The sequence below is a fragment of the Streptococcus sp. 1343 genome (genome assembly GCF_013277355.1).
In the GTDB taxonomy this organism is placed as follows: Bacteria; Bacillota; Bacilli; order Lactobacillales; family Streptococcaceae; genus Streptococcus; species Streptococcus pseudopneumoniae.
Window position 1 is genome coordinate 38,338 of sequence record NZ_VMMT01000018.1, and the last position, 23,343, is coordinate 61,680.

Here is a 23,343-nt window from a genome sequence, read left to right on the forward strand (position 1 = left end):
TCAGCTAAATTTCAAGGCTTTCTTTATAGGCTATTGTATCAATTTACTTATTCCGATTTCTGTTGCTACTAGTTTAATTGTCATCCTTCAATACCTTCTAAATCTTTTAACTTAACTGAAACAATTTTTGAGACACCTGACTCTTGCATGGTCACTCCATAGATGGAATCAGCCGCTGCCATGGTTCCTTTACGGTGGGTCACAACGATAAACTGGCTGTCCTTGTCAAATCGATTGAGGTAATCCCCAAAACGTTTAACATTGGCTTCATCCAGCGCAGCTTCCACCTCATCCAAGATGACAAATGGAATGGTCTTGACACGAATAATGGAGAAGAGCAAGGCAAGAGCTGATAAGGCTTTTTCCCCACCACTCATGAGATTAAGCGACTGGATTTTCTTACCTGGAGGTTGAACAGAAATCTCCACACCAGCTGTTAAAAGGTCGCCCTCAGTCAATATCAAGTCTGCCTGACCTCCGCCAAACATCTGTTTGAAGGTCACTTTAAAGGACTCACGAATGGCTTCAAAAGTTGATTTAAAGCGTTCCTTAACCTCATCATTCATCTCTGTAATGGTCTCAAGGAGCAGGTTTTTCGCTGACAAAATATCATCTCTCTGGCTATTTAGGAAATCCAGACGGCTGTGAACTTCTTCGTACTGGTCAATAGCTTCCAAGTTGACTGGACCCAGTGAGCGAATAGCCTTCTCCAAATCCTTAACCTTTTGCTCTGCCAGATTAAGATTTTCCAATTCATGTGCCTTTTCTAGTGCTTCAGTATAGCTAATCTGGTACTGGTCTGTTAATTGGCTTTGTAAATGGCGTAAGCGCTCGCTGACCTTTTCTTTCTTAGCTTCAGCACGTGTTTGCTTGCGAATCCATTCCTCATTCTGTTGGCGAGCCTGATCCAAATGACTAGCAATATCATCCAGCTGGCCTTCAATATCATCCAACTCAAACTGCTTGCGAATCAAACCTTGTTGGAGGTTTGTTTTCTGAGTTTTGGCTTCTTCTACCTGTTGACTGAGCAAATTCGTATCAACTTTCTCAAGATTGTCAACCTTTTCTTGAAGAAGACGCTGGATTTCCTCTTGTTCTATATCTAAATTGTCCAATTCTTTGCCTAAACGTTCAATATCAGCAACTTCATAACGTTTTTGCCCTTGCAGTTCTGTCTTAAGCAAGCGAGCTTGCGCTACCTGTTCTTGCAAGTTCTGATAACGTTCTTGGATGGCATTTTTGTTAGACTTAATCTCTTCAATCTCAGCTTCTAGATTTTGCTTGTCACTGGAAATAGTAGCAAGGCGTGCTTGGCATTTTTCCTTATCTGCTTGCCAATCTCCCTCAGAAAGACGATCTAATTCCTCTTCTTGGAGTTTCCAAAGAGTTTCTAATTCTTCGACTTGCTGACTGGTCTGCTGATAAGCGAGGGACAAGCCCTGCTCCTGAATACGAGCCTGCTCACCCTGAGATTTGATGGCTTCTAATGATTCGGTCAATCTAGCCATCTCGTCTTGCAAGTTCTTCAAACTCGCTTCTTCTGAACGTAAGCTTACTTCTTCTTCAGCAATTTCTTTTTGCAATTGCTCCAGTTCTGGCTTGATAAAAATACTGTTATTCTGACGATTGGCTCCACCTGCATAGGAACCACCTGTGCGTAGCTCTGTCCCGTCCAGTGTCACCATGCGAACCTGATAACGAACCTGGCGAGCTGCTGCACGAGCATGTTCTACTGTATCAAAGATAGCTGTTATAGCTAGCAAATTCTTGAAAATAGCTTCCAACCTATTATCGAATGTCACCAACTCATCTGCCATCCCAAGGAAACCTGGGCTTCCAGCGATAGCACCTTGGTTCTGACTAGAAATCGTACGCGCCTTGATCGTTGTCAAAGGAAGGAAGGTTGCACGACCTGCTCTGTTTCGTTTGAGGAAATCAATCGCCTTAGTCGCCGCGTTCTCATCTTCTACAATGATGTGCTGACTGCTTGCTCCAAGCGCAATTTCCAAGGCAGTTTGATAATGCACATCAAAGGTCAGGTGCTCACTAACAGCACCAATAATACCACCAAGGCGGACTTTTTCTTGGAGAACAGTCTTAACACCTGCATAAAAGTTACTGTGATTTCTAAGGATATTTTCCAAACTTTGAGCTCTGGCCTGCTTGTTTTTGAGATTATCCAGACGGTCAAATAGTTGACTTTGTTGAGCTTGATAGGAAGATTTCTGCTCCTCTTGCTCCTTGGCAATAGCTTGGTAGTCAGCCAATAATTTTTGAACCTGCTCCTTAGCAGTTTCAAGCTCCGCCTTTTGCTGACTAGCCTTCTCTTTAGCTGTAGCCAGCTGTTCTTTGAGTTTTTGTAATTGATCTGCTTGTTTTTGAGAAAGCTGACGACTATTTTCCAACTCATTCTCGATGCGGGTCAGTTGGTTTGAGACATCCGCTTCTTCTTGTAAAAGAGCTACAAAGCGTTCGCGTAAGAGCTCAATCATTTGATCAGGATCATCTGAAAAAGCTAGCAATTCAGCTTCTAAACGATTGAGTTTTTGATTATTTTGGACTAGATTTTCCTCTAACAGAGCTAAAGAGCTTTCTTTATCAGATTTTTCTTGGCTGAGTAAATTTCTCTTATCCTCCAAAGCAGCCAAACGAGCTTGTGCTTCCTGTTGATTGAGGGCTACTTGCTCAGATTCTAATTTCGATAGGGCTAATTTTCTCTCTAAATCACTAATCAGACTGGTCAAATCCATCAAACTGCCTTGGTCTTTAGCCATTTCAGCCTGTAAATCTTGGCGTTGCTTTTTAAGAGTTTGATTTTCTTCTTCTAATTTTTCACGCTTTTGGTAATAGCTTGTCAAGAGTTCCTGAACCTGTACCAACTCTTCTTCTGTCGACCCTAGTTCAGACTTATTTTCCTTGATTTGAGCAACAAGGACATCCAAGTAAATAGCCTTGCGTTGACCTTCCAAATCTAAAAACTTACGAGCATTTTCTGCTTGCTTCTCAAGAGGCTTGATTTGATTATCCAACTCATAGATAATGTCCTCTAAGCGGTCTAGATTATCCTGAGTTTGTTGCAATTTGCTCTCAGTTTCTTTTCTGCGAGTCTTGTATTTCAAAACACCTGCAGCTTCTTCAAAAATAGCTCGGCGTTCCTCAGGCTTGGAGTTGAAAATCTCCTCAACCTTCCCTTGGGAAATGATAGAGAAGGAATCGCGTCCCAAACCTGTATCCAAGAAAAGATCATGAATATCACGCAGACGGACTTTCTTGCCGTCAATCTTGTATTCGCTATCTCCGCTACGATAGATATGGCGTTCTACCCTGATTTCTTGACCTGCATCCTTGATAAATCTGTCATGATTATCCAGAGTCACAACTACAGAAGCATAATTGAGCGGTTTGCGACTTTCTGTTCCAGCAAAGATGACATCTGGCATCTTGCCACCACGGAGACTCTTAACACTTGACTCCCCCAAGGCCCAACGAAGACTTTCTGTAATATTCGACTTTCCAGAACCATTGGGTCCAACAACTGCCGTCACACCTTGGTCAAAGACGACCTTGGTCTTATCAGCAAAAGACTTGAATCCCTGAATTTCGATTTCCTTTAAATACATGAATCCAGCCCTTTCTCAACGGCATTTTTAGCAGCTTCCTGCTCTGCTAATTTCTTAGAACGACCTTGACCTTGACCGATGCTCTTACCTTCAACCAGAACTTCTACATCAAAAACCTTATCATGGGCTGGACCCGTTTCAGAAATCACCTGATAACGAATAGCTACATCGCCATTGACCTGAAGTAACTCTTGGAGATGGGTTTTGTAGTCTGTAATCATCTCAAATTCGCCTGCTTCAACCTTAGGAATCATGACTTGATAGATAAATTCCTTAACCTTGGCCACATCCTTGTCCAAAAGGAGGGCACCAAGAAAGGCTTCAAAGGCATCACCAAGAATGGTATCACGATTGCGACCACCAGACTTTTCTTCCCCCTTACCCAGCTTGATAAACTGATCAAACTGGCAATCACGTGCAAAACCAGCCAAGCTTTCCTCACGGACAATCATGGCACGAAGTTTAGACAAATCACCCTCAGGTTTTTTAGGATATTTTTTATACAGATATTCTGAAATCAATAACTGTAGAACAGCGTCTCCTAAAAATTCCAAGCGTTCATTGTGTGAAATTTTTAAGAGGCGGTGCTCATTGGCATAACTCGTATGAGTAAAGGCAGTCTCCAGTAACTTTTTGTCTGCAAATTCGATTGCAAAATGGTTCTTTAGTACAGTTTGTAATTCTTTCATACCAACCTCTTTCTAACTGATAACAGTCCTTTTTATTATATCAAAAAAAGCCTCCTGAGTCACTCTAAAACGGGACTGGAGGGGATTTGGGCATTCTTTAGACAGAGATTTTCAGTTTTATACTCAATGAAAATCAAAGAGCAAACTAGGAAACTAGCCGCAGGCTGCTCAAAGCACTGCTTTGAGGTTGTAGATAAGACTGACGAAGTCAGTTACATATATCTACGGTAAGGCGACGTTGACGTGGTTTGAAGAGATTTTCGAAGAGTATTAGGGGCAAATTTGAGGCAGGATAAACAAAAAGCCCTATTAAAGGCTTTTTAGGATGTTTACATCCACCCTGAGGGAATCGAACCCCCATCTCAAGAACCGGAATCTTACGTGATATCCATTACACTAAGGGTGGAAACTTGTTTTATTATAACAGAAATTTGCTCTAATAACAAGTTTTTTTCTAGTGAGATAGCCCGTCTTAGTGGGATGCATCCCCATTCCAGATAGAGTTTTTCACGATCACATAATCAACGTGTTTAAGGTCAGCAACCTGACGTCCACCTGCGTATGAAATGGCACTTTGAAGGTCTTGTTCCATCTCCGTTAAAGTATCTTGCAGATGACCTTTGGCAGGAAGCAAGATGCGTTTGCCCTCCACATTTTTGTAAGCACCTTTTTGGTATTGGGAAGCTGAACCATAGTATTCTTTGAATTGTTCACCATCGACTTCAATCGTTTTCCCTGGACTTTCGATGTGTCCTGCAAAGAGGGAACCAATCATGACCATGTTAGCACCGAAGCGGATAGACTTGGCAATATCGCCGTGAGTACGAATTCCTCCATCAGCGATAATCGGTTTACGGGCAGCCTTGGCACACCAACGGAGAGCAGCCAACTGCCAACCACCTGTACCAAAACCTGTCTTGACCTTGGTGATACAAACCTTACCAGGACCAATTCCGATCTTAGTGGCATCCGCACCAGCATTTTCCAATTCACGCACCGCTTCTGGTGTTCCCACATTTCCAGCAATAACAAAAGTATCTGGCAATTCTTTCTTGATGTGTTGAATCATAGAAATCACGCTATCTGCATGACCATGAGCAATGTCTATCGTGATGTATTCTGGAGCATCATCCTTGAGCTGGCTAACAAAATCATACTCATAGTCCTTAACGCCGACAGAGATAGAAGCAATAAGTCCTTGCTCATGCATTCGTTTAATAAAAGGAATGCGTCCTGCCTCATCAAAACGATGCATAATGTAGAAGTAACCACCTTTAGCCAGTTGCTCTGCTACATTTTCATCCAAAATCGTCTGCATATTAGCTGGCACAACAGGTAGTTTAAAGGTGTGATTTCCTAGAGTGACACTTGTATCCGCTTCTGCACGGCTTTTAATCACACATTTATTTGGAATCAATTGAATATCTTCGTAATCAAAAATTGGAAATTCATTTAACATATCGATGTCTCGTTTCTTTTGTAATGACCTACCTATGCTCTCGCACCACTACGTCTTTTCCGACGTTTCCTTAATTCATTATAAATCAAAGTACAGTTTTTGTCAAATAATTTTATAAATTAAAATATAAAGTTCGGTTTTTATTGTGTTAAAAATAAAAGAAAGAGGGGAAATTATTTTCTCCCCACTTCTTCTACATTCTAATAATACTCGCCCTGACGGTAGTCCCATGAGTTAAAGGTATCTGACAGGTGCATCATGATTTTATCAATGTCAAGTCCTTTGCGGATCACAACTGGAGCTGGTGAAGTTGAGCGTGCTCCTCCTTGTTCTGGGATGAGTTTACCGTCTTTATCGACCATAGAGACCATCACACCTTGCTCATAGCGTGTTTCAATCGTTTTGTCAGGTTGGATAGATGCCACATAGTCGTCTGCTTCAATGACAAGGTCCACTGCTCCTTCGATTCGTTCTCCGATACCTTCCACCTTACCGCGGTTTCCTTTTCCAGATGGGTTAGCTGATGAGGCATATACCATCTTGCCTTCTTCCCAAAGCTTGGCAGCCAATTGTTCACCAGCTTTCCCGAATTTGATAACAAAACAGCTAGTACCACGCACGTCAGTCATCAGCTCTTCACGGCCATCCCCATACGCTTTGAGTTTTTCAAAGGCTTCTGGTTTCCAAGGAAGGATACAACCAAGAAGAATATCTTCATCCCAATGTTTTTGGTAGAAGGCTTCAATTTCTGGGTTAAGTTGTGCTAAAGCACGAAGCTCATCCATGCTACCGCAGAGAACAACACCTGGTTTGTTACGGTTACGTTCTTTAGCTTCAAACTTACGTTCAAGACCAGCCTTGTCACTAGTCATGATGATATAACCAACTTTAGTAGGGCAAACGATACATCCGCCCTCACCTTTTAAAATGTCATAGCCTTCTTGTGAAAGTGTTCCCTTCCATTGAATGTGTTTTGTCATAGTTCTATTTCCTTTTCTATTTTTCTTCTAGTCCTGCCAGTAGGCTGGTCGTTGTTTTTCATAGGCAGCAATCAAATCTTCATACTGCAAGGTAATACCAATATCATCCAAACCATTTAAGAGCTTGTGTTTCCACTCACTATCGATTTCGAAAGTGAATTCTCCAATTGGTGAGATGATTTTCTGTTGTTCCAAGTCCACAGTTACCTGGTCGGTTGGTTTTAGCTGGGCTAGTTTCTCTCTAACCTCTCTAGGCTGAACAATAGGTAACATGCTATTATTGAGTTCATTATTGTAATGAATGTCCCCAAAAGACCCTGCAATCACGACCTTAAAACCATAGTCCGCTAGAGCCCAAGCTGCATGTTCCCTCGAAGACCCTGCCCCAAAGTTATCCCCTGAGATAAGAATACTAGCTTTCCGATATTCAGGTCGGTTAAAGACAAAGTCTGGATCTTCAGTATACTTGTCATCCAGATAACGCCAAGCATACATGAGGTACTTACCAAAGCCTTTTTTATCAATCAGCTTGAGAAACTGCTTGGGTAGAATTTGGTCGGTGTCGATGTTATCATTCATGAGAGGAACGGTCGTTCCCGTATAAACTGTAAATTTCTCCATATCCTCTCCTTACTGGGCTTCTGGCATTTGCCGAACATCTACGAAGCGCCCTGCAATAGCTGCTGCTGCTGCCATGGCTGGACTGCATAGATGGGTCTTAGCACCAAAGCCTTGTCTATCTTCAAAGTTACGATTGCTGGTTGAGGCGCAGTGGACACCACCAGGAACCTTGTCCGGATTCATCCCTAGGCACATGGAGCAACCTGGGTCTCTCCACTCAAAGCCAGCATCTAAGAAAACTTTATCCAAGCCCAACTTCTCAGCAGCTCGTTTCACAGGACGAGAGCCTGGAACCACGATAGCTGTTAGATTAGGAGCAATTTTCTTTCCTTTGACAAATCGCGCAGCCAGTTGCAAGTCGCTGAGACGAGCATTAGTACATGAACCTATAAAGATATAGCCCAGTTCAATATCTGCTGGCTTTTGACCAGGCTCCAAATCCATGTAATTGTAGGCGCGCTCATCATTCATATCCTTAATTTCTGGGAAGCTACTGTCAAAGTCAACCCCCATAGCAGGGTTGGTTCCCCAGGTCACCATAGGAGCCAAGTCTGAAACATCCATCTGGATAACCTTATCATAAACAGCATCATCATCACTGACAATTGTTTTCCAATCCGCCACAGCCTCTTCAAAGTCCTCTGGAACACATTCTCGTCCCTTGAGATAATCATAGGTAGTTTGATCCGGATTCATGATTCCCATCTTGGATCCAAACTCGATGGACATATTGCAGATGGTCATTCGCTCTTCCATGCTCAGTGCATCAATCGCCTGTCCACGATATTCCACCACGTAGCCAACGCCGCAAGCAACACCGTACTTGGCAATCAAGGCTAAAATGTAATCCTTGGAATAAACTCCTTTTTGAGGAACACCTGTAAATTCCACCAGCATTTTCTTGGGTTTGACCTGCCAGAGGGTCTGTGTCGCAAAGACATGTTCGACCTCACTGGTCCCAATCCCAAAGGCGATAGCTCCGAAAGCCCCGTGGGTTGCTGTGTGGCTATCTCCACAGACGATGAATTTCCCTGGTTGGGTTCGTCCTGTTTCTGGACCAACCATGTGAACAATTCCTTGTTTTTCAGAACCATGGGCCGCATGTTCAATCCCAAACTCCTCAACATTTTCAGCCAGCTTATCAATTTGAGCCTTAGAAATCACATCTCGAATATCGTAGATATTGACCGTCGGGACATTGTGGTCAAATGTTCCAAATGTCAAGTCTGGTCGTCTCAATCTGCGCCCTGCATCTCGCAAACCTTGAAAAGCCTGAGGGCTGGTCACTTCATGAATATAGTGCTGATCCACATACATGAGTTGGGGCTGCCCCTCTTCTCCTGTGATGACATGACGGTCCCATAATTTATCAAAAATCGATTTTCCTGCCATCTATTACCTCCAAATAACATATAAGGCTACTAGTGTAGTCACCATCCCAAGAAACCAAACTGTTTTAAAGTACCATTTTCGAGTCTTGTGGTGAAAGATGATTCCTGCTAGCCAAGCACCAAAACCACCACAAGTAAAGGCTAAAATGAGTAAGATTTTCTCAGGGATGCGCCAAGCTCTTCTCCTCGCCTTAGATTTGTCAATACCATAAATCAAGAAAACCATGACATTCCAAATCAAAAGGACTAGAGTAATTTTTTCGTCTAACTTCATAACCTTGCAATAATAGCTTCTGTCATTTCCTTGGTCGAAGCCTGTCCACCTATATCTCTCGTTAAAACGCCAGCCGCTAAACTAGCTTCAACAGCACGCTCAATACGCTCTGCATCCTTATAACGTCCAAAACTGTCTCTCAACATCATGGCCACTGATAAAATCATGGAGATAGGATTAGCAATTCCTTGACCTGCAATATCAGGCGCTGAACCGTGAATGGGCTCATAGAGACTTGGGCCATTTTCAGAATGACTGGCTGATGGCATAACCCCAAGTGTGCCAGATAGAACGCTTGATTCATCAGATAGAATATCTCCGAAAAGATTCTCCGTCACGATGACATCAAACTTGGCAGGATTAGTAATCATAAGCATGGCAGCTGAGTCGACTAACTGGTGTTCCAAGGTCACATCTGGGAAATCCTGCGCGACTTCCTCAGCTACTTTCCGCCAGAGTTTTGAGGTCGCTAGAACATTTTGCTTATCGATACTAGTAACGATTTTTCTGCGATTTCTTGCGATTTCAAAGGCTTTGCGAATAATTCGCTCTACTTCCTCATAGCTATAGTCGTTAATATCACGCGCTTTACGCTCTTCAAGGATATGATCTCCAAAGTAAATCCCGCCTGTCAACTCACGCACCACGACAAAGTCTACACCAGCAATTAGTTCCGGTTTGAGAGGGGACAAATGCTTGAGACTGTCAAAGATTTTTACAGGGCGAATATTAGCGTAAAGATTGAGTTCCTTACGGAGAGTTAGCAAGCCTTGTTCAGGCCGAACCACTGCTCCATCATACTGAGGACTACCGATAGCCGCTAGGAGAATGGCATCTGCTTCACGACATACATTGAGGGTTTCATCAGGTAAAGGATGCCCTGCTGCATCAATACCTGCACCTCCGAAGGGTCGTCTGTCAACCTCATAGTCAAAATCTGTTTTTTCAGCTAGAGCCTCCAGGACTTCTAAACCAGCCTCCATGATTTCTGGGCCAATTCCGTCCCCTGCTAGAACTACTATTTTATTTGTCATAGCATTCTCCTTTACACACTCGGCATGTCGCGGTAAGAAACACTGCGTCCCATCTCACCAGCATTCTCTTTTTGAACAAAGGTATTAGCGTTTATATAGGCAATAGCCGAAGCCTTCAACACATCGAAATCAAGACCTGCTGCGTTAAATATGGTCTCTGTATCTCTGTTTTCAACAGTGACCAAAACCCGAGCTTGGGCATCGATTCCATCCGTTACCGCATCAATGGTATAGGACACCAAGCGAACGGATTGGTTAAAGAACTTGTCGATAGCGTTAAAGATCGCTTCAACGGAACCTTGACCTGTCGCATTAAATTCGACCTTCTCACCATCCATATTGGCTAGGCTAACGAGCGCTTCAATGTCATTATCTGCATGGGTTTGAAGTTGTAAATCATCAAAATGGAAGCCTTCTGGATTTTCAACCATGGTTCCAGCTACCAGCGCACGAATATCTGCATCTGTGATTTCTTGTTTCTTGTCGGCCAGTGCCTTGAACTTAGCAAAGAGTGGTTTGATATCCTCTTCTGTAAAATCTAGGGCTAGTTCTCTCAGCTTCTCAACGAAGGCATGGCGACCAGACAATTTTCCAAGCGGAAGACTATTACTCTTAACACCAACCAATTCAGGGGTGATAATCTCATAAGTGAGAGGATTTTTAAGAACTCCATCTTGGTGAATACCAGATTCATGAGAAAAAGCATTACCACCAACCACAGCCTTGTTTTTAGGAACTGGAATTCCTGAGAAGCGAGAAACCATTTCTGACGTATTGATGGTCTCATTTAGGACAATACTGGTTTCTGCTTGGTAGTAATCTTGGCGAATATTGAGAGTAACTGCTATTTCTTCCAAAGAAGCATTTCCAGCTCTCTCACCAATACCATTGATGGTTCCTTCAACACGTTCTGCCCCATTCTTGACGGCAGCAAGGCTATTTGCCACTGCCATTCCAAGGTCATCGTGGCAGTGAGGCGAATAGATAATCTGACGATCCGTCTTGACATTCTCAATCAAGTATTTGAAGATAGCACCGTACTCCTCTGGCGTGGTAAATCCAACCGTATCAGGGATATTGATATAAGACGCCCCTGCATCAACCGCTGTTTGAACAACTTGTAAGAGGAAATCCAACTCTGTTCTAGTCGCATCCTCAGGAGAGAATTCGACCACTTCAAACTTAGAACGGGCATAAGAAACATGCTCCTTAATAGCTTCCAAAATCTCTTCCTTGCTCTTATTGAGCTTATACTTACGATGAATGGGACTGGTAGCGATAAAGACGTGAACTTGTGGATACTTGGCGTCCTTTAGGGCCTCGTAACAAGCATCAATATCAGACTTGACAGAGCGGGCCAGACCAGTTACCGCCGTTTTCTTCAAGGCCTTAGCAATCTCCTGCACTGCTGTGAATGAATCAGGACTCGCCGCCGGAAAACCAGCTTCAATGGCTGAAATACCCCATTTCTCAAGCTGCCTTGCTATGGCAATTTTTTCTTTGATTGAAAAGTTAACACCGGGTGTCTGCTCTCCATCCCGAAGGCTGGTATCTAGAAATTCAACTGTTCGCATAAGATTTCCCCTTTTCCAAATGTGATTTTAAAAAAAACATCTCGCTCAGAAACCCAAGCGAGATGTTGATTTACTCCCGCTTGGTAAGCCAAACAGGACTAATGCTTTTTGCACTAGCCCGAGTACCTCAACAACAAAGCGAATTGATTAAACTTAGCTGTTTTCATGTTTGACTTTCTCCTTCGTTTGATATCTTGTTAAGTATTTTAGCATAGGCAAAAGCACTTGTCAAGAAAAAATCAAATATTTTCTGAAAATTTCTTCAGTAGAGAATATTTAGCTAATTGAAAGTTCTTGAAAATCCTTGAAATGTTTCATTTTTTAGAGGTTAAGTTCCAACTTTTTTCTATCAATTCCAGTACCATTTCATCTGACAACGTATCATCAAGCGCCACACTAATCCAGTAGCGTTTGTTCATATGAAAAGCTGGATAAATGCCCTTTTGTGAAAGCAGGTCCACTACTTGATCATGTTTGAGATTGACTGCTTCCACTTGTCCTTCTCTGCCCTTTTCCAGCTTATCCCAAGAGATTTTCATCAAGACGGCATACCACTTTTGATTTCCTTCATGTCTTAATACTGCCGTATCAGGCGATTTCTCCCACAGATACTCCAACTGGTTTCCATACTTTTCCTGAACCTGAACCATGATACGCTTAGTCTGAGGAAAGATAAAATCTTGCACATCAAAACAAGCCTTCCGAATCTGGTAAAGAATCTCCAAACAAGCCTCACGGACACTTCCTACAAAACTCCCACGCATACTTTCCATATGAACTTGAGGATAGAGGTCACCGGTTTCCTGGTCAAAGACCTGAAAGTTCACATTATCAGCAGTAATGGACACAGTCATGACAAAGTCACCCTGCAAAATCTGGCAACTATAGGTCCAGACTCCACTATTTTCTACAAAACCATAAGCATGAGCCTTTTCTTTATTAAATTGATAGGATTTAAAAATTTCAAACATAAGTGAAAACTGCTATCAAAAGCTAGCAGTTCCTTTCTATTTTTTAAAAGACAACCTTGGTTCCATGCAATTGTGTTATCCCCAGCTGGTCAATAAAGGTTTGACGGTTGTCAAGGTCAATCCCTCCACCTGGTAGAATTTCAATTTTACCTTTAGCATGTTCCAAAATTTTGTGATAATGAGCAAAACGTTTGTCTAGAGAGTCGCCAGATACACCAGCACGAGTTAGGATACGAGTGACTCCAGCTTGACTAAGCCAGTCAATAGCTTCTAACTGGTCTTCTTCGCTCAATTCATCAAAGGCCATATGAAAGACAATTTCCATTCCTTTTGAAGCCTCAATTAGCTTCTCCAGATTAGGCTTATCCAACTTTTTATCAGCAGTTAAGGTACCAAATACAACCCCTTGACTTCCAGCCTGAGCAGTCAAGCGAATGTCTTCTAGCATAATAGCAATTTCCATATCATTATAGACAAAGTCGCCACCACGTGGACGAATCATGGTCATGATGGTTGTATTGTAGTTAGCTGCCAGTTCAACTGCTGCCTTAGTCACTCCATAGCTGGGTGTTGTCCCACCAACTGCAAGATTATCACAGAGTTCGATTCGACGAGCTCCAGCCTCCATCGCTTTTTCAAGCAAGGTCACATTTTCAGCACAAAATTCGTAAATCATTTGATTCTCCTTGAATATTACTTTGAATTTATTATATCATATTGTTGTGAATATGTTTTTATTTTTATCAAGGCAAATAACTACTATTTTAACTATTCTTTGTCTGGAATAACCTTAAAGAGATAATAGGTGATAAAGATGGTCAAGGCTCCCAGACCGATTTTGACAGGTAAAAGAGGTGCAAAATAAATGGAAATTCCCATCAAGATGTAGATAGAGACAATAATCTCTTTTTTACGTTCACGCGCAATAGACTTAGTCTCGCGAAAATCAGCAACATATGCTTGATAGAGCTTGGTATGATACAACCAATCTTCGAAGCGCTTGGAACTTCTGGAGAAACAAGCAATAGACAACAAAAGAAAAGGCGTTGTAGGCAACAAGGGTAAAACAACCCCAACAATTGCCAAGGCCAGTGATAAAAAACCAATTATCAGATAGATAAGACGCATAACTACTCCTAATTAAAATAATCTTCTTCTAGTTTCGCATACAATGATGAATTTTGTCAAGTTCTAACCAAAAAGAGCCTGAAATTCACTTTCAGGACTCTCTTCTTATTTAATCTTTTCTTCTTCGTAGTCACCCTTGCTACAAACAACCTGCTTGCCACCACCACGGACTTTTTTCTCCATGAGGAAGTTTCCACATTTTGGACAGTCACGACCAACAGGCTTGTCCCAAGAGGTAAATTCACATTCTGGATAGCGATTGCAACCATAGAAAAGGCGATTGCGTTTGGTTTTACGCTCAATGATTTGTCCCTGATGACAACTTGGACACTCAACACCAATCTCTTTCACAATTGCTTGGGTATGGCGGCAATCTGGGAAATTGCTACAAGCGTAGAACTTACCAAATCGACCAAGTTTAATGACCATTGGACTGCCACACACTTCACAGTCAAATCCAGCTGGTTCATCCTTAATCTGGATTTTTTCCATTTCTTCTTCAGCCTTGGCCACTTCTTTAGAGAATGGTTTGTAAAAGGCATCAATAACACGTTGCCACTGCTCTTTTCCGACTTCGACATCATCCAGCTTGCCTTCCATTTCAGCTGTGAAGGTCACGTTTACGATATCTGGGAAATATTCAACGATGAGCTTGTTAACAATTTCTCCCAACTCTGTCGGTTCAAAGCGTTTGGCTGCAAGGCGAACATAATAACGTTTCTGAATAGTTTCAATGGTCGGTGCGTAGGTTGACGGACGTCCAACACCATTTTCCTCCAAGGTCTTAATCAATGTCGCTTCAGAATAACGAGCAGGCGGTTGAGTGAAATGTTGCTCTGGTTTGCTATTCACCTGCTTAACCACATCTCCAACAGCCATATCTGGTAACATTTTATTCTTGTCAGAATCATTATAAATGGCAAGATAACCATCAAACTTAACCTGACTACCATTAGCAGCAAATTGAACACCATTTTGCGACAATTTAACAGCCATGGTATCAAAGACAGCAGCTGTCATCTGACTCGCTACAAAACGATTCCAAATAAGAGTATAAAGCTTGAGCTGATCCTTATCCAGATACTTAGCAATACTTTCCGGTGTGTTAAAGACACTTGACGGACGAATAGCCTCATGGGCATCCTGAGCACCTGATGCATTTTTGACCTTGCTACCATGCTTAGAATACTTGCTACCAAAACGGTCTGTAATGAAACTTGCTGCTTCGTTCTGTGCCACTGGACTGATACGAGTCGAATCAGTACGCATATAGGTAATCAAACCTTGCACACCAGAACCGATATTGATCCCTTCATAGAGCTGTTGGGCAACCATCATGGTTTTTCGAGTACGGAAGTTAATTTTATTGGCAGCATCCATCTGCATAGATGAAGTGGTATAGGGTAATGGAGCATTGCGCTTGCGCTCTTTCTTATCTACCTGATCCACTGAAAAATCTTTGCTAGTCAGACGAGACAAGACTTCCTTGACCTCATCATTGCTAGTCAGTTTCAACTTTTTGCCGTCTACTCCATAGAAGGAAGCCTGAAATTGCTTGGTTCCCTTTTTAAAGACAGCATCAATTGTCCAGTATTCTTCTGGCTGGAAGGCATTGATTTCATTCTCACGATCAATGATGAGTTTAAGCGCAATAGACTGAACGCGACCTGCTGACAAGCCCTTCTTGACCTTCTTCCACAAAATAGGCGAAATCGAATAGCCTACCAAGCGGTCTAGGACACGACGAGCCTGTTGGGCATCGACCAAGTCCATATCAATCTTACGAGGTTCTTTAAAAGCATTTTTGACAGCATCTTTGGTGATTTCATTGAAGACCACACGGTTAGCATCATTTTCATCCAAGTTGAGAATATGGGCCAAATGCCAAGAAATCGCTTCTCCTTCACGGTCCGGGTCACTCGCCAGAAAAACTTTATTAGCTTTTTTAGCTTCTTTTTTCAAGTCATTGATAAGAGGGCCTTTTCCTCGGATATTGATATATTGCGGTTCATAATTATTTTCAATATCGACGGACATACTGGATTTCTTCAAATCACGGATATGCCCGACACTGGCTAAAACCTTGTAGTTTCTGCCTAGATATTTTTCAATCGTCTTGGCCTTAGCAGGCGACTCCACGATGACTAGATTTTTTTTAACTGTTGATTTTTTCTTTTTTGTTGCCGTAGCCACAGTATCACACCTTTTCAAAGTAATAAACTTTATAAAGTGTAAACCATTTTTTGAACCCTGTCAAGACTTAGCTACTATAATAGAAGAAAAGTTTATACTTAAGACTTCAGTCTTCCTTTGATATACATAGAAGACTCACGAGAAAAACCAGCTATTCTCAAGAAATTATTGTTCCTCAGACTCTGTATCAAATTTATTGGCTTTTTCCTTTTCTTTTGCTTCCTTATCCTTGATATACTGGAAGAAATACTCCACCAGTTCTTCCTTACTAAGTTGTTCTGAATCAGACAATTGGGAAACTTGAACAGAAACATCACTTAAACCATAGTCACCTCTCTTACTGGAAATCATATCGAGTTCTTCTTCTGTCAAATAATTTCCTGAAATGGTTAGCTTTAGGGTATGAGTCTTTTTAGAATAGATTTTTTTCAAAATATTATGCCCCTGAAATTGCTCTGATATAAATTTCTTAAGGGACTCTTTTTTCAACGTTTCTCTCACTAAAGTCGTTGCAGAGATAAAACTCGGAATCATCAGCAAAACAGCAACTAGAAGCAAAATCCTGCGCATTTTAGAGTCTTCTTCATTATCTTTAAAATAATGTTTCTTAACCATCATCAACCTAACACCTATATAAGTCGCAATGACAATAAAGCTACAATTGATGAGGAATAGGTAAGAGGAGCCTATGATAAATTTTAGATTAGCAGAAGCAATAGCATAACCTACTGTACAAAGAGGAGGCATCAAGGCGGTTGCAATAGCAACACCAGGAACAATATTATTGGTCTCTTTTTTCCTAGCACCAATAATACCTGCTATCCCTCCTACAAAAGCAATGAGAACATCCCAAATAGTCGGAGAGGTTCTAGCAACAATCTCCGAACTAGCATACGAAATGGGAGAAAGATAAAAATAAAGTGTTGAAGCTATTAGACTGGCAAGAATTTGAATAGCTAATATTTTAAAAGATTTTCTTAACAATTTAAAATCAAATATAGCTAGAGAGAGCCCCACTCCCAGAATAGGTGTCATCAAAGGAGAGATTAACATGGCTCCAATAATCACGGGAGTCGAATCCATATTTAATCCGATAGAGGCGATAAGCATGGCACATAGTAAAATCGCTAAATCACTTCTGGAAAGTTCTAATTCTTCATATATTTTATTTCTAAATTCTATCAACGAATACAGTTTATTATTTGTCACAAATATCTTCCTTTCCCAGCTAACTAGTCGCTAATACTCTTCGAAAATCTCTTCAAGCCACGTCAGCTTCACCTTGCCGTAGATATATGTAACTGACTTCGTCAGTCTTATCTACAACCTCAAAGCAGTGCTTTGAGCAACCTGCGGCTAGCTTCCTAGTTTGCTCTTTGATTTTCATTGAGTATAAAATCCTAACAAACTCAATACTTTAGTAGTCTGATATGCCAATCTCATGAGGTCTTTTTATCATTTTCCATCATATCCTGACGCAAATGTCTACTGATGTCTCTCATCAGTTTCATTTCTAGTAAATGAAAATCAAACTCGGAAGCTCACCGTAGCTTGCTCAAAACACAGCAAGGCAAAGCTGAACTGACGTAAAAATATTTTCGAAGAGTGTCATCATCAATTTCAGACCATTTTTTATAATAACCATTTTATTTTTATCTGTCAAGGTCTTTGAATTCTTTCTTAACAAACCGCTTACAACCTCTACTTTTGAAGGCTTTATTTTTCCCTACTGGCAATACTTGAAACGATACAGCTCCCTGACAGTAAGCTGACCAAGATTAGTCACAAGCAACTCTCCTTTCTCAATTACACTAAATTACTTTCCTTCCTCTGGGAAAAGTCCTCCACTCTACTTATTCACTTAGAAAAAACGCATAATATCAAGTGAAAAACCTGATACTATGCGTTTTATTGTGGGGATATTTACTTCATTTTCTATTAAAAATTGATTTTTCTCAGTATTCTAGCTTATATAATGTTTAAAATTCAAATTCCGCAAGCACATCTCGCCCACTGGTGACCAATTTTGCCCCTTCTTGAATCAAATGATGGCAACCATCTGATAGCCCATCTAAAATGCTACCAGGAATAGCAAAGACATCGCGTCCTTCTTCCATTGCTCGCTCACAGGTAATGAGACTACCTGAACGCATCTTAGCCTCTGCTACAATCACGCCACGGCAAAGTCCAGCAATGATGCGATTACGGGCAGGAAAATGAAATTTCAGAGGTTGTTCGCCAGGTCCATATTCACTGAGAACCAGATGATCATTGCCGATGTAGTCTTGCAAACGTTTATTGGCTTTAGGATAAAACACATCCAGTCCTGTTCCAATCACTGCAATGGTTTTTCCGCCATTTTGAAGAGCTGCCATATGAGCTGCTGTGTCAATGCCCTTGGCTAATCCACTGACGATAACCAGTTCATTTTCCAATCCCTGAATGACTTTTTCAACTGACTTAGCTCCCTGTTTGCTACAAGCGCGACTTCCTACGACTGCTACCTTCGGGAATTTCAGGAGGTCAAGATTTCCCTTGTAAAATAAAAGTACAGGTGCATCGTATATTTCACTCAAATCCCAAGGATAACAGTCGTCTAAAATAGAGAAAGATGGAAATTTTTGAAATTCTTTCTCCAAATACATATCGTCTATCTGAAAATAACGCTCCATAAAAACAGCTGGATTTCGGCAACCTGATATATCTGCAATATCACCTAACAACAGTTCTTGATCGACATTTTCACCATATTCTAGGACATTCAAAATCTGTTGATTGGTCAAACCTGATTTTTTTAACTTATAGATTTCATAGTTTGTGATTTTCATAAATAACTCCATTTCTTTTTCTACTCATCTATCTATTCGTAAAAAAATCAAAAAACATCCGACTATTTTAGTCAGATGTTGGAATCTTTAATTTTCGTTTTTAAGAATTTCTTCTAATTTATGATAGTCTTGGACACTATCGATCTCATAGATGCTATTGCCTTCTAATTCTTCGACATAGACATCTAGCTCTTTGATGTTATCCTTAACCATATTGTCCCAGTAGAGATCAACAAATTCGCCACTTGCATAGGCCTTATCGATAAAGCTGACAATCTTTTCTGCAGTTGGAGCATCCCAGAAGGATACACCACTAAGGATACGACCTGCCTTGCTATCAACAATAATGTCTTGAACCTTGTAGTCATCTCCATAGACCAAGAACCATTCATTGGTACAATCTTCACGATAGACACTAAAATAAGTCGAACGTGTCAAATCATTGCGGAACATATTTTTAAAGAGATAATTATCGGCATCGATAACATAGCTGTTGGCCAATTCTTCTTTTACAAGATAGAGAGAGTAAAAGTTATTGTAGTCAGCGTATTTATCATTGAAAACGAGTCGAACTCCATATTTCTCTTTTAAATAATCGAATTGTTCTTTAAGGTAACCAACGATGATGATGATGTCGTTGATTCCTTTTTCTTTGAGAAACTCAATTTGGTATTCAACCAAGGGTTTTTGATTAACCTGAACCAAGGCTTTAGGGGTATTTTCAGTCACAGGACGCAAGCGAGTTCCCAATCCCGCTGCTAAGATAATGGCTTTCACACGAATCTCCTTTATTCTTTAATAATAATATAAACTCCAGCAATAACGACAAGTGACGTCATAATGGTCAGCATATCTAGCGGTGCACCTAAGAAAACAACTGCAAACAAGACAGTCCAAACTACATAACTCACGTTCAATCCTGTAGCCTTGGCTGGTTGCAAGCGATTGATAGCGATATAATAAGCCAAGTAGGAAATCATATCAAAGGCTGCAAAGACAATCATGAGACCTAGCAATTGTCCATTGGCCACTTCTGCAAATGACTGATGAGAGAAGAGCACAATCACAAGATAGGACAAGAATGAAGTCACTTGACGGATTAAGAGGGCTTCGATTTCACTCAATTCACTTTCCATGGCAAAAGAGCTAAGAACACTCTCACTTCCCCATGCAATAGCACAAACCAAAGCACAAAGAATCCCAATGTAGAAAGAATTAACCTGTTCAACCTTATAAGTTTGAGCAATAATCCCTCCAATAATCAAGACAATCCCAAACACAGTATTTTTCGAAATCTTGTGCTTCAAAAAGAAGAAAGCCAATAAAACTGAAATCGCAGGATAGATAGCGGATACTGATGAAGCTAAGGAACTTCCGATATACTTAACCGCATAAAGATTGGCCTGCATACCGATAGGGCCTGCTAGCAAGGCTCCGATGATAACACTAACATTGCGAATATTTAAGAAAATTGAGAGACGAACTTTTCCTTCTTTTACCAAGAGAAAAGCTAGTAAGATAAAGATACTCAAGAAATCGTGAGCAGCGGCCACCACAAAGGGCGACAAATCTGTAAAAATCGAAAAGATATAAGCACTAATCGTTAGACCTAAACCCCAGAAAATACCTGAGAGTAGACCAAAAGAAACTCCATTTTTATTTTTCATCTGAACCTCCATAATAGGACAAACCTTTAACAGCTCTTTGGTAACGACTCACACCATAGTCGCCAAAATCTGCTCCTTGCTCTTCTTTATAGACTGTCCATAGACTCCAAATAGTGTCTTGTAAAATTTTATAAATAGCAATCTTTTCACGAGAGACAGGTGTTTGCTCACTCTCATAGTGGGACAAGAAGTCTTCTTCCTCTTGACGAGTGAATTCAGACTCTAAAAAGAGAGCAGCCAAATCCCACATTGGATCGTTCATTGATGAATACTCCCAGTCAATCAAATAAAGTCGTCCTTGAGGTGATTCGATAAAGTTTTCAGGCACCAAATCGATATGACAAGATTTTCTGTCAACACCTAAGTCAGCCAGTCTTTTCTCTAAGGAGAAGACTTCTTCTCGAACAGCTTCATAGTTGGTATAAGGGATTTTTTCATCAATCAAAGATTCATATTTTTTGATTTCTTCAAAAGGAGCAAATTCTCCTCTTAATTCCTTGCCAGATGCATGAATGGTTTGTAATATTGGAGCAATTTTATCAAATTTGGTCTTGATTGACCTTGAATCAAGCGTAATCGCAGATTCGATATACTCATTTACTTTGATACCAGCTTCAATATCAAAAAGATAATTTTTTACATCTAAGTCTAAATCCTTTAATAGTTCAAGATTATACTTCTCATCTTGTCGATTGATAAGCTTTTCTGTCCCTTTACCAAAGAACTTAACAATGTATTGCTTATTTGTTGTTTTGACCAAATAATTTTGATTGGTCATTCCCCCCAGTTGTTCAACACTGAGGACTTCCTCTTCTTGACTAAGTAAGGAAGAAATTTTTTCTTTAATGATTTTCTCCACAATTAACCTCCAGCACTTATACTTCCCACTTAAACACGGTTTTAAAGGCTGTGTTTAAATCGGTCGCAAAGACACGGTGAATATCTTTAATTTCTCTTACAGGTTCTTCTAGATAAAGGATATTTTTAAGACGATTGGCAAATTTCTTGACTTCCATCATTTGGATGGCATTTTCAAAATCAATACGACCAGAACGAGATGACCCAACCAAGAGCAAGCCTTTTTCTAAGGCATCGCGAGTATTGAGATTGACTTTATATTCGCTAACTCCCATCATGAGAATCGTTCCCTGAGGACGAATGTAGCGAATTAGGTCATTTATAGCCGGTCCAGTACCATTACCACCACAACACTCAAAAGCATGGTCAAAGGCCAAATCTTCAGGAATATTATCCGTAATATAGCATTCTTTGGCAAAAGAGAAAAGTTCCAACTTTTCCCAATGACGACCAATAACCACAATCTCTGCTTCTGGCAAAGTATAGTTGATAATATTGGCAACCACAAATGCTAAACTTCCATCTCCGATAACGGCGATTCGGTCCCGCTTGCTATGAGCAAGGGTCAATAGACGATTCATGGCATGCATGCCAACACTGACAAACTCTGTAATGGCTGCAACCGTATCTTCGATAGCATCATAAGCCACCACACGATCTTTAGGGAGAGAAACAAACTCTCTCATAAAGCCATCAAAACCACTAGACAAGAAATGGGTCCCTGTCATGTAGTTCTCATAGAATTCTTCATCGCTCTGCATAGAAGGCTGATTGGGAATCATGACAACTTTTTGCCCAACCTCATAGGTTCCCGTCGGGTCAGAAATGATGGTTCCACATGACTCGTGAATCATTGCCATTGGAAGCTTTTTATTCAAAATCTTGGGGTCACGTTTTCCCTGGTAGTAACGCTGATCCGCATGACAGACAGCCATATAGTTAGGGCGGATGAGGATATGATTCTCTTGGTCAATAGCCTCTTCCTGATATTTGACATTGATAAACTTAGGCTTAGTTAGTTGATAAATTTGATTAATCATTTTACTAGTCTTTCTCAATCATACTTTTTGCAATCTTCAAATCTGTTACTGTTGTGATTTTTAGGTTTGAGTATTCGCCCTTAGCCAAGGCCACATCTTTTCCTTTGATCACAAAGATTTTACATGCATCTGTCAAGATTTCCTTCTCTTCAGCAGAGAGAGAACCGTAAAGGTCCATGAAGTCCTTGCAACGGAATGTTTGAGGTGTTTGTCCTTGATAAAGGTGAGCACGATTTGGAATATCTGTAATGAATTGACCATTGGTACTTTCAACGATAGTATCAACCGCTTCTACCACTGTGTCCACTGCGTCATGATTTTGGGCAAGTTGGATATTGTCCTGAATCATGCGAAGTGTAATAAATGGACGAACAGAATCGTGGGTAACAACAATGTCCTCTGGAGTAAGCGGACGATAAGCATCAATAGCTTCAATGATTTTCTCAATACTCGTATTACGGTCAGCACCACCCTTTGTAATGATGATACGATCCTTATGAAGAGGAAGATATTTATCTACAAGATCTTCTGCATGAGAAACCCAGTCTCCATGAACCCCAACTACAATTTTTTCAATACTTGGTTCCAAGACAAATTTTTCAATTGTATGAATCAAAATAGGTCGATCACCTAGCTCTAAAAATTGTTTTGGCAAGTTACTGATTCCCATGCGTGTGCCAGTTCCACCAGAAAGAATTCCTGCATAAATCATCTATTTTCTCCTTTGTCTTACTAAAAAAACTTATTCTCTCTATTATACCACAATCTAGTCCTATCATGAAAGAAATACCGGCCCTCCCGTTCTAGAATAGAAGGATTAAGGAGTTCTATTATTCAAAGAAACTAGTCCATTTCTAGTAATGACCAGGAATTCTGTAGTCATTGCTAATAAATGGCTGTGAAATTTTAGAGTTCTTCAGAATAATATAGTTTTCTTAAAGAAAACTTAAAAGTAAGCTTTGAAACTTCAAAGTGATTACTTGACTTATACTCAATGAAAGTCATAACCACCCGTG

The 23,343-nt window shown here is 40.7% G+C and carries 21 protein-coding genes and 1 tRNA gene; all 22 read right to left on the bottom strand.

Translation table 11 applies throughout. The features are described from left to right. Positions 1 to 80: 80 nt before the first annotated feature. The 22 genes from smc to HT709_RS02675 all read right to left on the bottom strand — a co-directional run bounded on the left by smc (position 81) and on the right by HT709_RS02675 (position 23,039). The gene (smc, locus tag HT709_RS02575) at positions 81 to 3,620 is read right to left on the bottom strand and encodes a chromosome segregation protein SMC (protein ID WP_172925494.1); all 3,540 of its coding nucleotides are present in this window, start codon (positions 3,618 to 3,620) and stop codon (positions 81 to 83) included. Next, positions 3,611 to 4,309: a ribonuclease III gene (rnc, locus tag HT709_RS02580; RefSeq protein WP_000661480.1), complete on the bottom strand. Its 699-nt coding sequence runs from the start codon at positions 4,307 to 4,309 to the stop codon at positions 3,611 to 3,613. Before rnc ends, smc begins: the two co-directional genes overlap by 10 nt. A 334-nt stretch (positions 4,310 to 4,643) precedes the next feature. Further along, positions 4,644 to 4,715, bottom strand: a tRNA-Arg gene (locus tag HT709_RS02585). Positions 4,716 to 4,781: 66 nt separating this feature from the next. Beyond that, entirely contained in the window at positions 4,782 to 5,768 is a 987-nt protein-coding gene (locus HT709_RS02590) for a GMP reductase (protein ID WP_138707054.1), read from the bottom strand. 200 nt (positions 5,769 to 5,968) lie between these two features. Further along, positions 5,969 to 6,748: a Sua5/YciO/YrdC/YwlC family protein gene (locus HT709_RS02595; protein WP_000160496.1), complete on the bottom strand. Its 780-nt coding sequence runs from the start codon at positions 6,746 to 6,748 to the stop codon at positions 5,969 to 5,971. Positions 6,749 to 6,775: 27 nt separating this feature from the next. Beyond that, a complete protein-coding gene (gene leuD, locus HT709_RS02600; protein ID WP_119919765.1) occupies positions 6,776 to 7,369 on the bottom strand; it encodes a 3-isopropylmalate dehydratase small subunit in 594 nt (197 codons plus the stop codon). A 9-nt stretch (positions 7,370 to 7,378) separates the two neighbouring features. Further along, a complete protein-coding gene (gene leuC / locus HT709_RS02605) occupies positions 7,379 to 8,761 on the bottom strand; it encodes a 3-isopropylmalate dehydratase large subunit (protein ID WP_055356790.1) in 1,383 nt (460 codons plus the stop codon). Positions 8,762 to 8,764: 3 nt separating this feature from the next. Next, positions 8,765 to 9,034: a DUF1294 domain-containing protein gene (locus HT709_RS02610; RefSeq protein ID WP_033680381.1), complete on the bottom strand. Its 270-nt coding sequence runs from the start codon at positions 9,032 to 9,034 to the stop codon at positions 8,765 to 8,767. After that, a complete protein-coding gene (gene leuB, locus HT709_RS02615) occupies positions 9,031 to 10,068 on the bottom strand; it encodes a 3-isopropylmalate dehydrogenase (protein ID WP_055356789.1) in 1,038 nt (345 codons plus the stop codon). Before leuB ends, HT709_RS02610 begins: the two co-directional genes overlap by 4 nt. A gap of 11 nt (positions 10,069 to 10,079) precedes the next feature. Further along, positions 10,080 to 11,642 carry a 2-isopropylmalate synthase gene (locus tag HT709_RS02620; protein ID WP_055356788.1) on the bottom strand — a complete coding sequence of 521 codons (1,563 nt, stop codon included), beginning with the start codon at positions 11,640 to 11,642 and terminating at the stop codon, positions 10,080 to 10,082. A gap of 314 nt (positions 11,643 to 11,956) precedes the next feature. Further along, positions 11,957 to 12,613 carry an MmcQ/YjbR family DNA-binding protein gene (locus HT709_RS02625; protein WP_023936522.1) on the bottom strand — a complete coding sequence of 219 codons (657 nt, stop codon included), beginning with the start codon at positions 12,611 to 12,613 and terminating at the stop codon, positions 11,957 to 11,959. A 43-nt stretch (positions 12,614 to 12,656) separates the two neighbouring features. Continuing rightward, on the bottom strand, positions 12,657 to 13,289 hold the full coding sequence (locus HT709_RS02630; protein ID WP_023936523.1) for a copper homeostasis protein CutC: 633 nt from the start codon (positions 13,287 to 13,289) through the stop codon (positions 12,657 to 12,659). A gap of 92 nt (positions 13,290 to 13,381) precedes the next feature. Further along, positions 13,382 to 13,741, bottom strand: coding sequence for a YbaN family protein (locus tag HT709_RS02635; protein WP_023936524.1), 360 nt, complete (start codon positions 13,739 to 13,741; stop codon positions 13,382 to 13,384). A 105-nt stretch (positions 13,742 to 13,846) separates the two neighbouring features. Next, a complete protein-coding gene (topA, locus tag HT709_RS02640) occupies positions 13,847 to 15,934 on the bottom strand; it encodes a type I DNA topoisomerase (RefSeq protein ID WP_000179656.1) in 2,088 nt (695 codons plus the stop codon). Positions 15,935 to 16,099: 165 nt separating this feature from the next. Further along, positions 16,100 to 17,143 (bottom strand): TIGR00341 family protein, encoded by a 1,044-nt coding sequence (locus HT709_RS02645; protein WP_007284808.1) that lies wholly within the window; start codon positions 17,141 to 17,143, stop codon positions 16,100 to 16,102. Between the two features lie 52 nt (positions 17,144 to 17,195). After that, complete coding sequence (locus HT709_RS12025; RefSeq protein WP_031233629.1) at positions 17,196 to 17,321, bottom strand: hypothetical protein; 126 nt, start codon at positions 17,319 to 17,321, stop codon at positions 17,196 to 17,198. 592 nt (positions 17,322 to 17,913) lie between these two features. Beyond that, positions 17,914 to 18,762, bottom strand: a complete 849-nt coding sequence (gene dprA, locus HT709_RS02650; protein ID WP_166736025.1) for a DNA-processing protein DprA — start codon at positions 18,760 to 18,762, stop codon at positions 17,914 to 17,916. A gap of 87 nt (positions 18,763 to 18,849) precedes the next feature. Next, complete coding sequence (locus HT709_RS02655) at positions 18,850 to 19,539, bottom strand: sugar phosphate nucleotidyltransferase (protein WP_172925495.1); 690 nt, start codon at positions 19,537 to 19,539, stop codon at positions 18,850 to 18,852. An 11-nt stretch (positions 19,540 to 19,550) separates the two neighbouring features. After that, on the bottom strand, positions 19,551 to 20,429 hold the full coding sequence (locus tag HT709_RS02660; protein ID WP_100104872.1) for a DMT family transporter: 879 nt from the start codon (positions 20,427 to 20,429) through the stop codon (positions 19,551 to 19,553). Then, entirely contained in the window at positions 20,419 to 21,288 is an 870-nt protein-coding gene (locus HT709_RS02665) for a phosphotransferase family protein (RefSeq protein WP_138707195.1), read from the bottom strand. Before HT709_RS02665 ends, HT709_RS02660 begins: the two co-directional genes overlap by 11 nt. Before the next feature lie 16 nt (positions 21,289 to 21,304). Beyond that, a complete protein-coding gene (locus tag HT709_RS02670; protein WP_000609870.1) occupies positions 21,305 to 22,327 on the bottom strand; it encodes a ribitol-5-phosphate dehydrogenase in 1,023 nt (340 codons plus the stop codon). A 4-nt stretch (positions 22,328 to 22,331) separates the two neighbouring features. Then, positions 22,332 to 23,039, bottom strand: a complete 708-nt coding sequence (locus HT709_RS02675; RefSeq protein ID WP_172925496.1) for a 2-C-methyl-D-erythritol 4-phosphate cytidylyltransferase — start codon at positions 23,037 to 23,039, stop codon at positions 22,332 to 22,334. Between the last annotated feature and the right edge of the window lie 304 nt (positions 23,040 to 23,343).

Bases quoted from the DNA above. Each gene is read 5' to 3' on its own strand.
- smc (WP_172925494.1), bottom strand. From the start codon at position 3,620: ATGTATTTAAAGGAAATCGAAATTCAGGGATTCAAGTCTTTTGCTGAT.
- rnc (WP_000661480.1), bottom strand. From the start codon at position 4,309: ATGAAAGAATTACAAACTGTACTAAAGAACCATTTTGCAATCGAATTT.
- HT709_RS02590 (WP_138707054.1), bottom strand. From the start codon at position 5,768: ATGTTAAATGAATTTCCAATTTTTGATTACGAAGATATTCAATTGATT.
- HT709_RS02595 (WP_000160496.1), bottom strand. From the start codon at position 6,748: ATGACAAAACACATTCAATGGAAGGGAACACTTTCACAAGAAGGCTAT.
- leuD (WP_119919765.1), bottom strand. From the start codon at position 7,369: ATGGAGAAATTTACAGTTTATACGGGAACGACCGTTCCTCTCATGAAT.
- leuC (WP_055356790.1), bottom strand. From the start codon at position 8,761: ATGGCAGGAAAATCGATTTTTGATAAATTATGGGACCGTCATGTCATC.
- HT709_RS02610 (WP_033680381.1), bottom strand. From the start codon at position 9,034: ATGAAGTTAGACGAAAAAATTACTCTAGTCCTTTTGATTTGGAATGTC.
- leuB (WP_055356789.1), bottom strand. From the start codon at position 10,068: ATGACAAATAAAATAGTAGTTCTAGCAGGGGACGGAATTGGCCCAGAA.
- HT709_RS02620 (WP_055356788.1), bottom strand. From the start codon at position 11,642: ATGCGAACAGTTGAATTTCTAGATACCAGCCTTCGGGATGGAGAGCAG.
- HT709_RS02625 (WP_023936522.1), bottom strand. From the start codon at position 12,613: ATGTTTGAAATTTTTAAATCCTATCAATTTAATAAAGAAAAGGCTCAT.
- HT709_RS02630 (WP_023936523.1), bottom strand. From the start codon at position 13,289: ATGATTTACGAATTTTGTGCTGAAAATGTGACCTTGCTTGAAAAAGCG.
- HT709_RS02635 (WP_023936524.1), bottom strand. From the start codon at position 13,741: ATGCGTCTTATCTATCTGATAATTGGTTTTTTATCACTGGCCTTGGCA.
- HT709_RS12025 (WP_031233629.1), bottom strand. From the start codon at position 17,321: ATGAAAATCAAAGAGCAAACTAGGAAGCTAGCCGCAGGTTGCTCAAAG.
- dprA (WP_166736025.1), bottom strand. From the start codon at position 18,762: ATGAAAATCACAAACTATGAAATCTATAAGTTAAAAAAATCAGGTTTG.
- HT709_RS02660 (WP_100104872.1), bottom strand. From the start codon at position 20,429: ATGAAAAATAAAAATGGAGTTTCTTTTGGTCTACTCTCAGGTATTTTC.
- HT709_RS02670 (WP_000609870.1), bottom strand. From the start codon at position 22,327: ATGATTAATCAAATTTATCAACTAACTAAGCCTAAGTTTATCAATGTC.
- HT709_RS02675 (WP_172925496.1), bottom strand. From the start codon at position 23,039: ATGATTTATGCAGGAATTCTTTCTGGTGGAACTGGCACACGCATGGGA.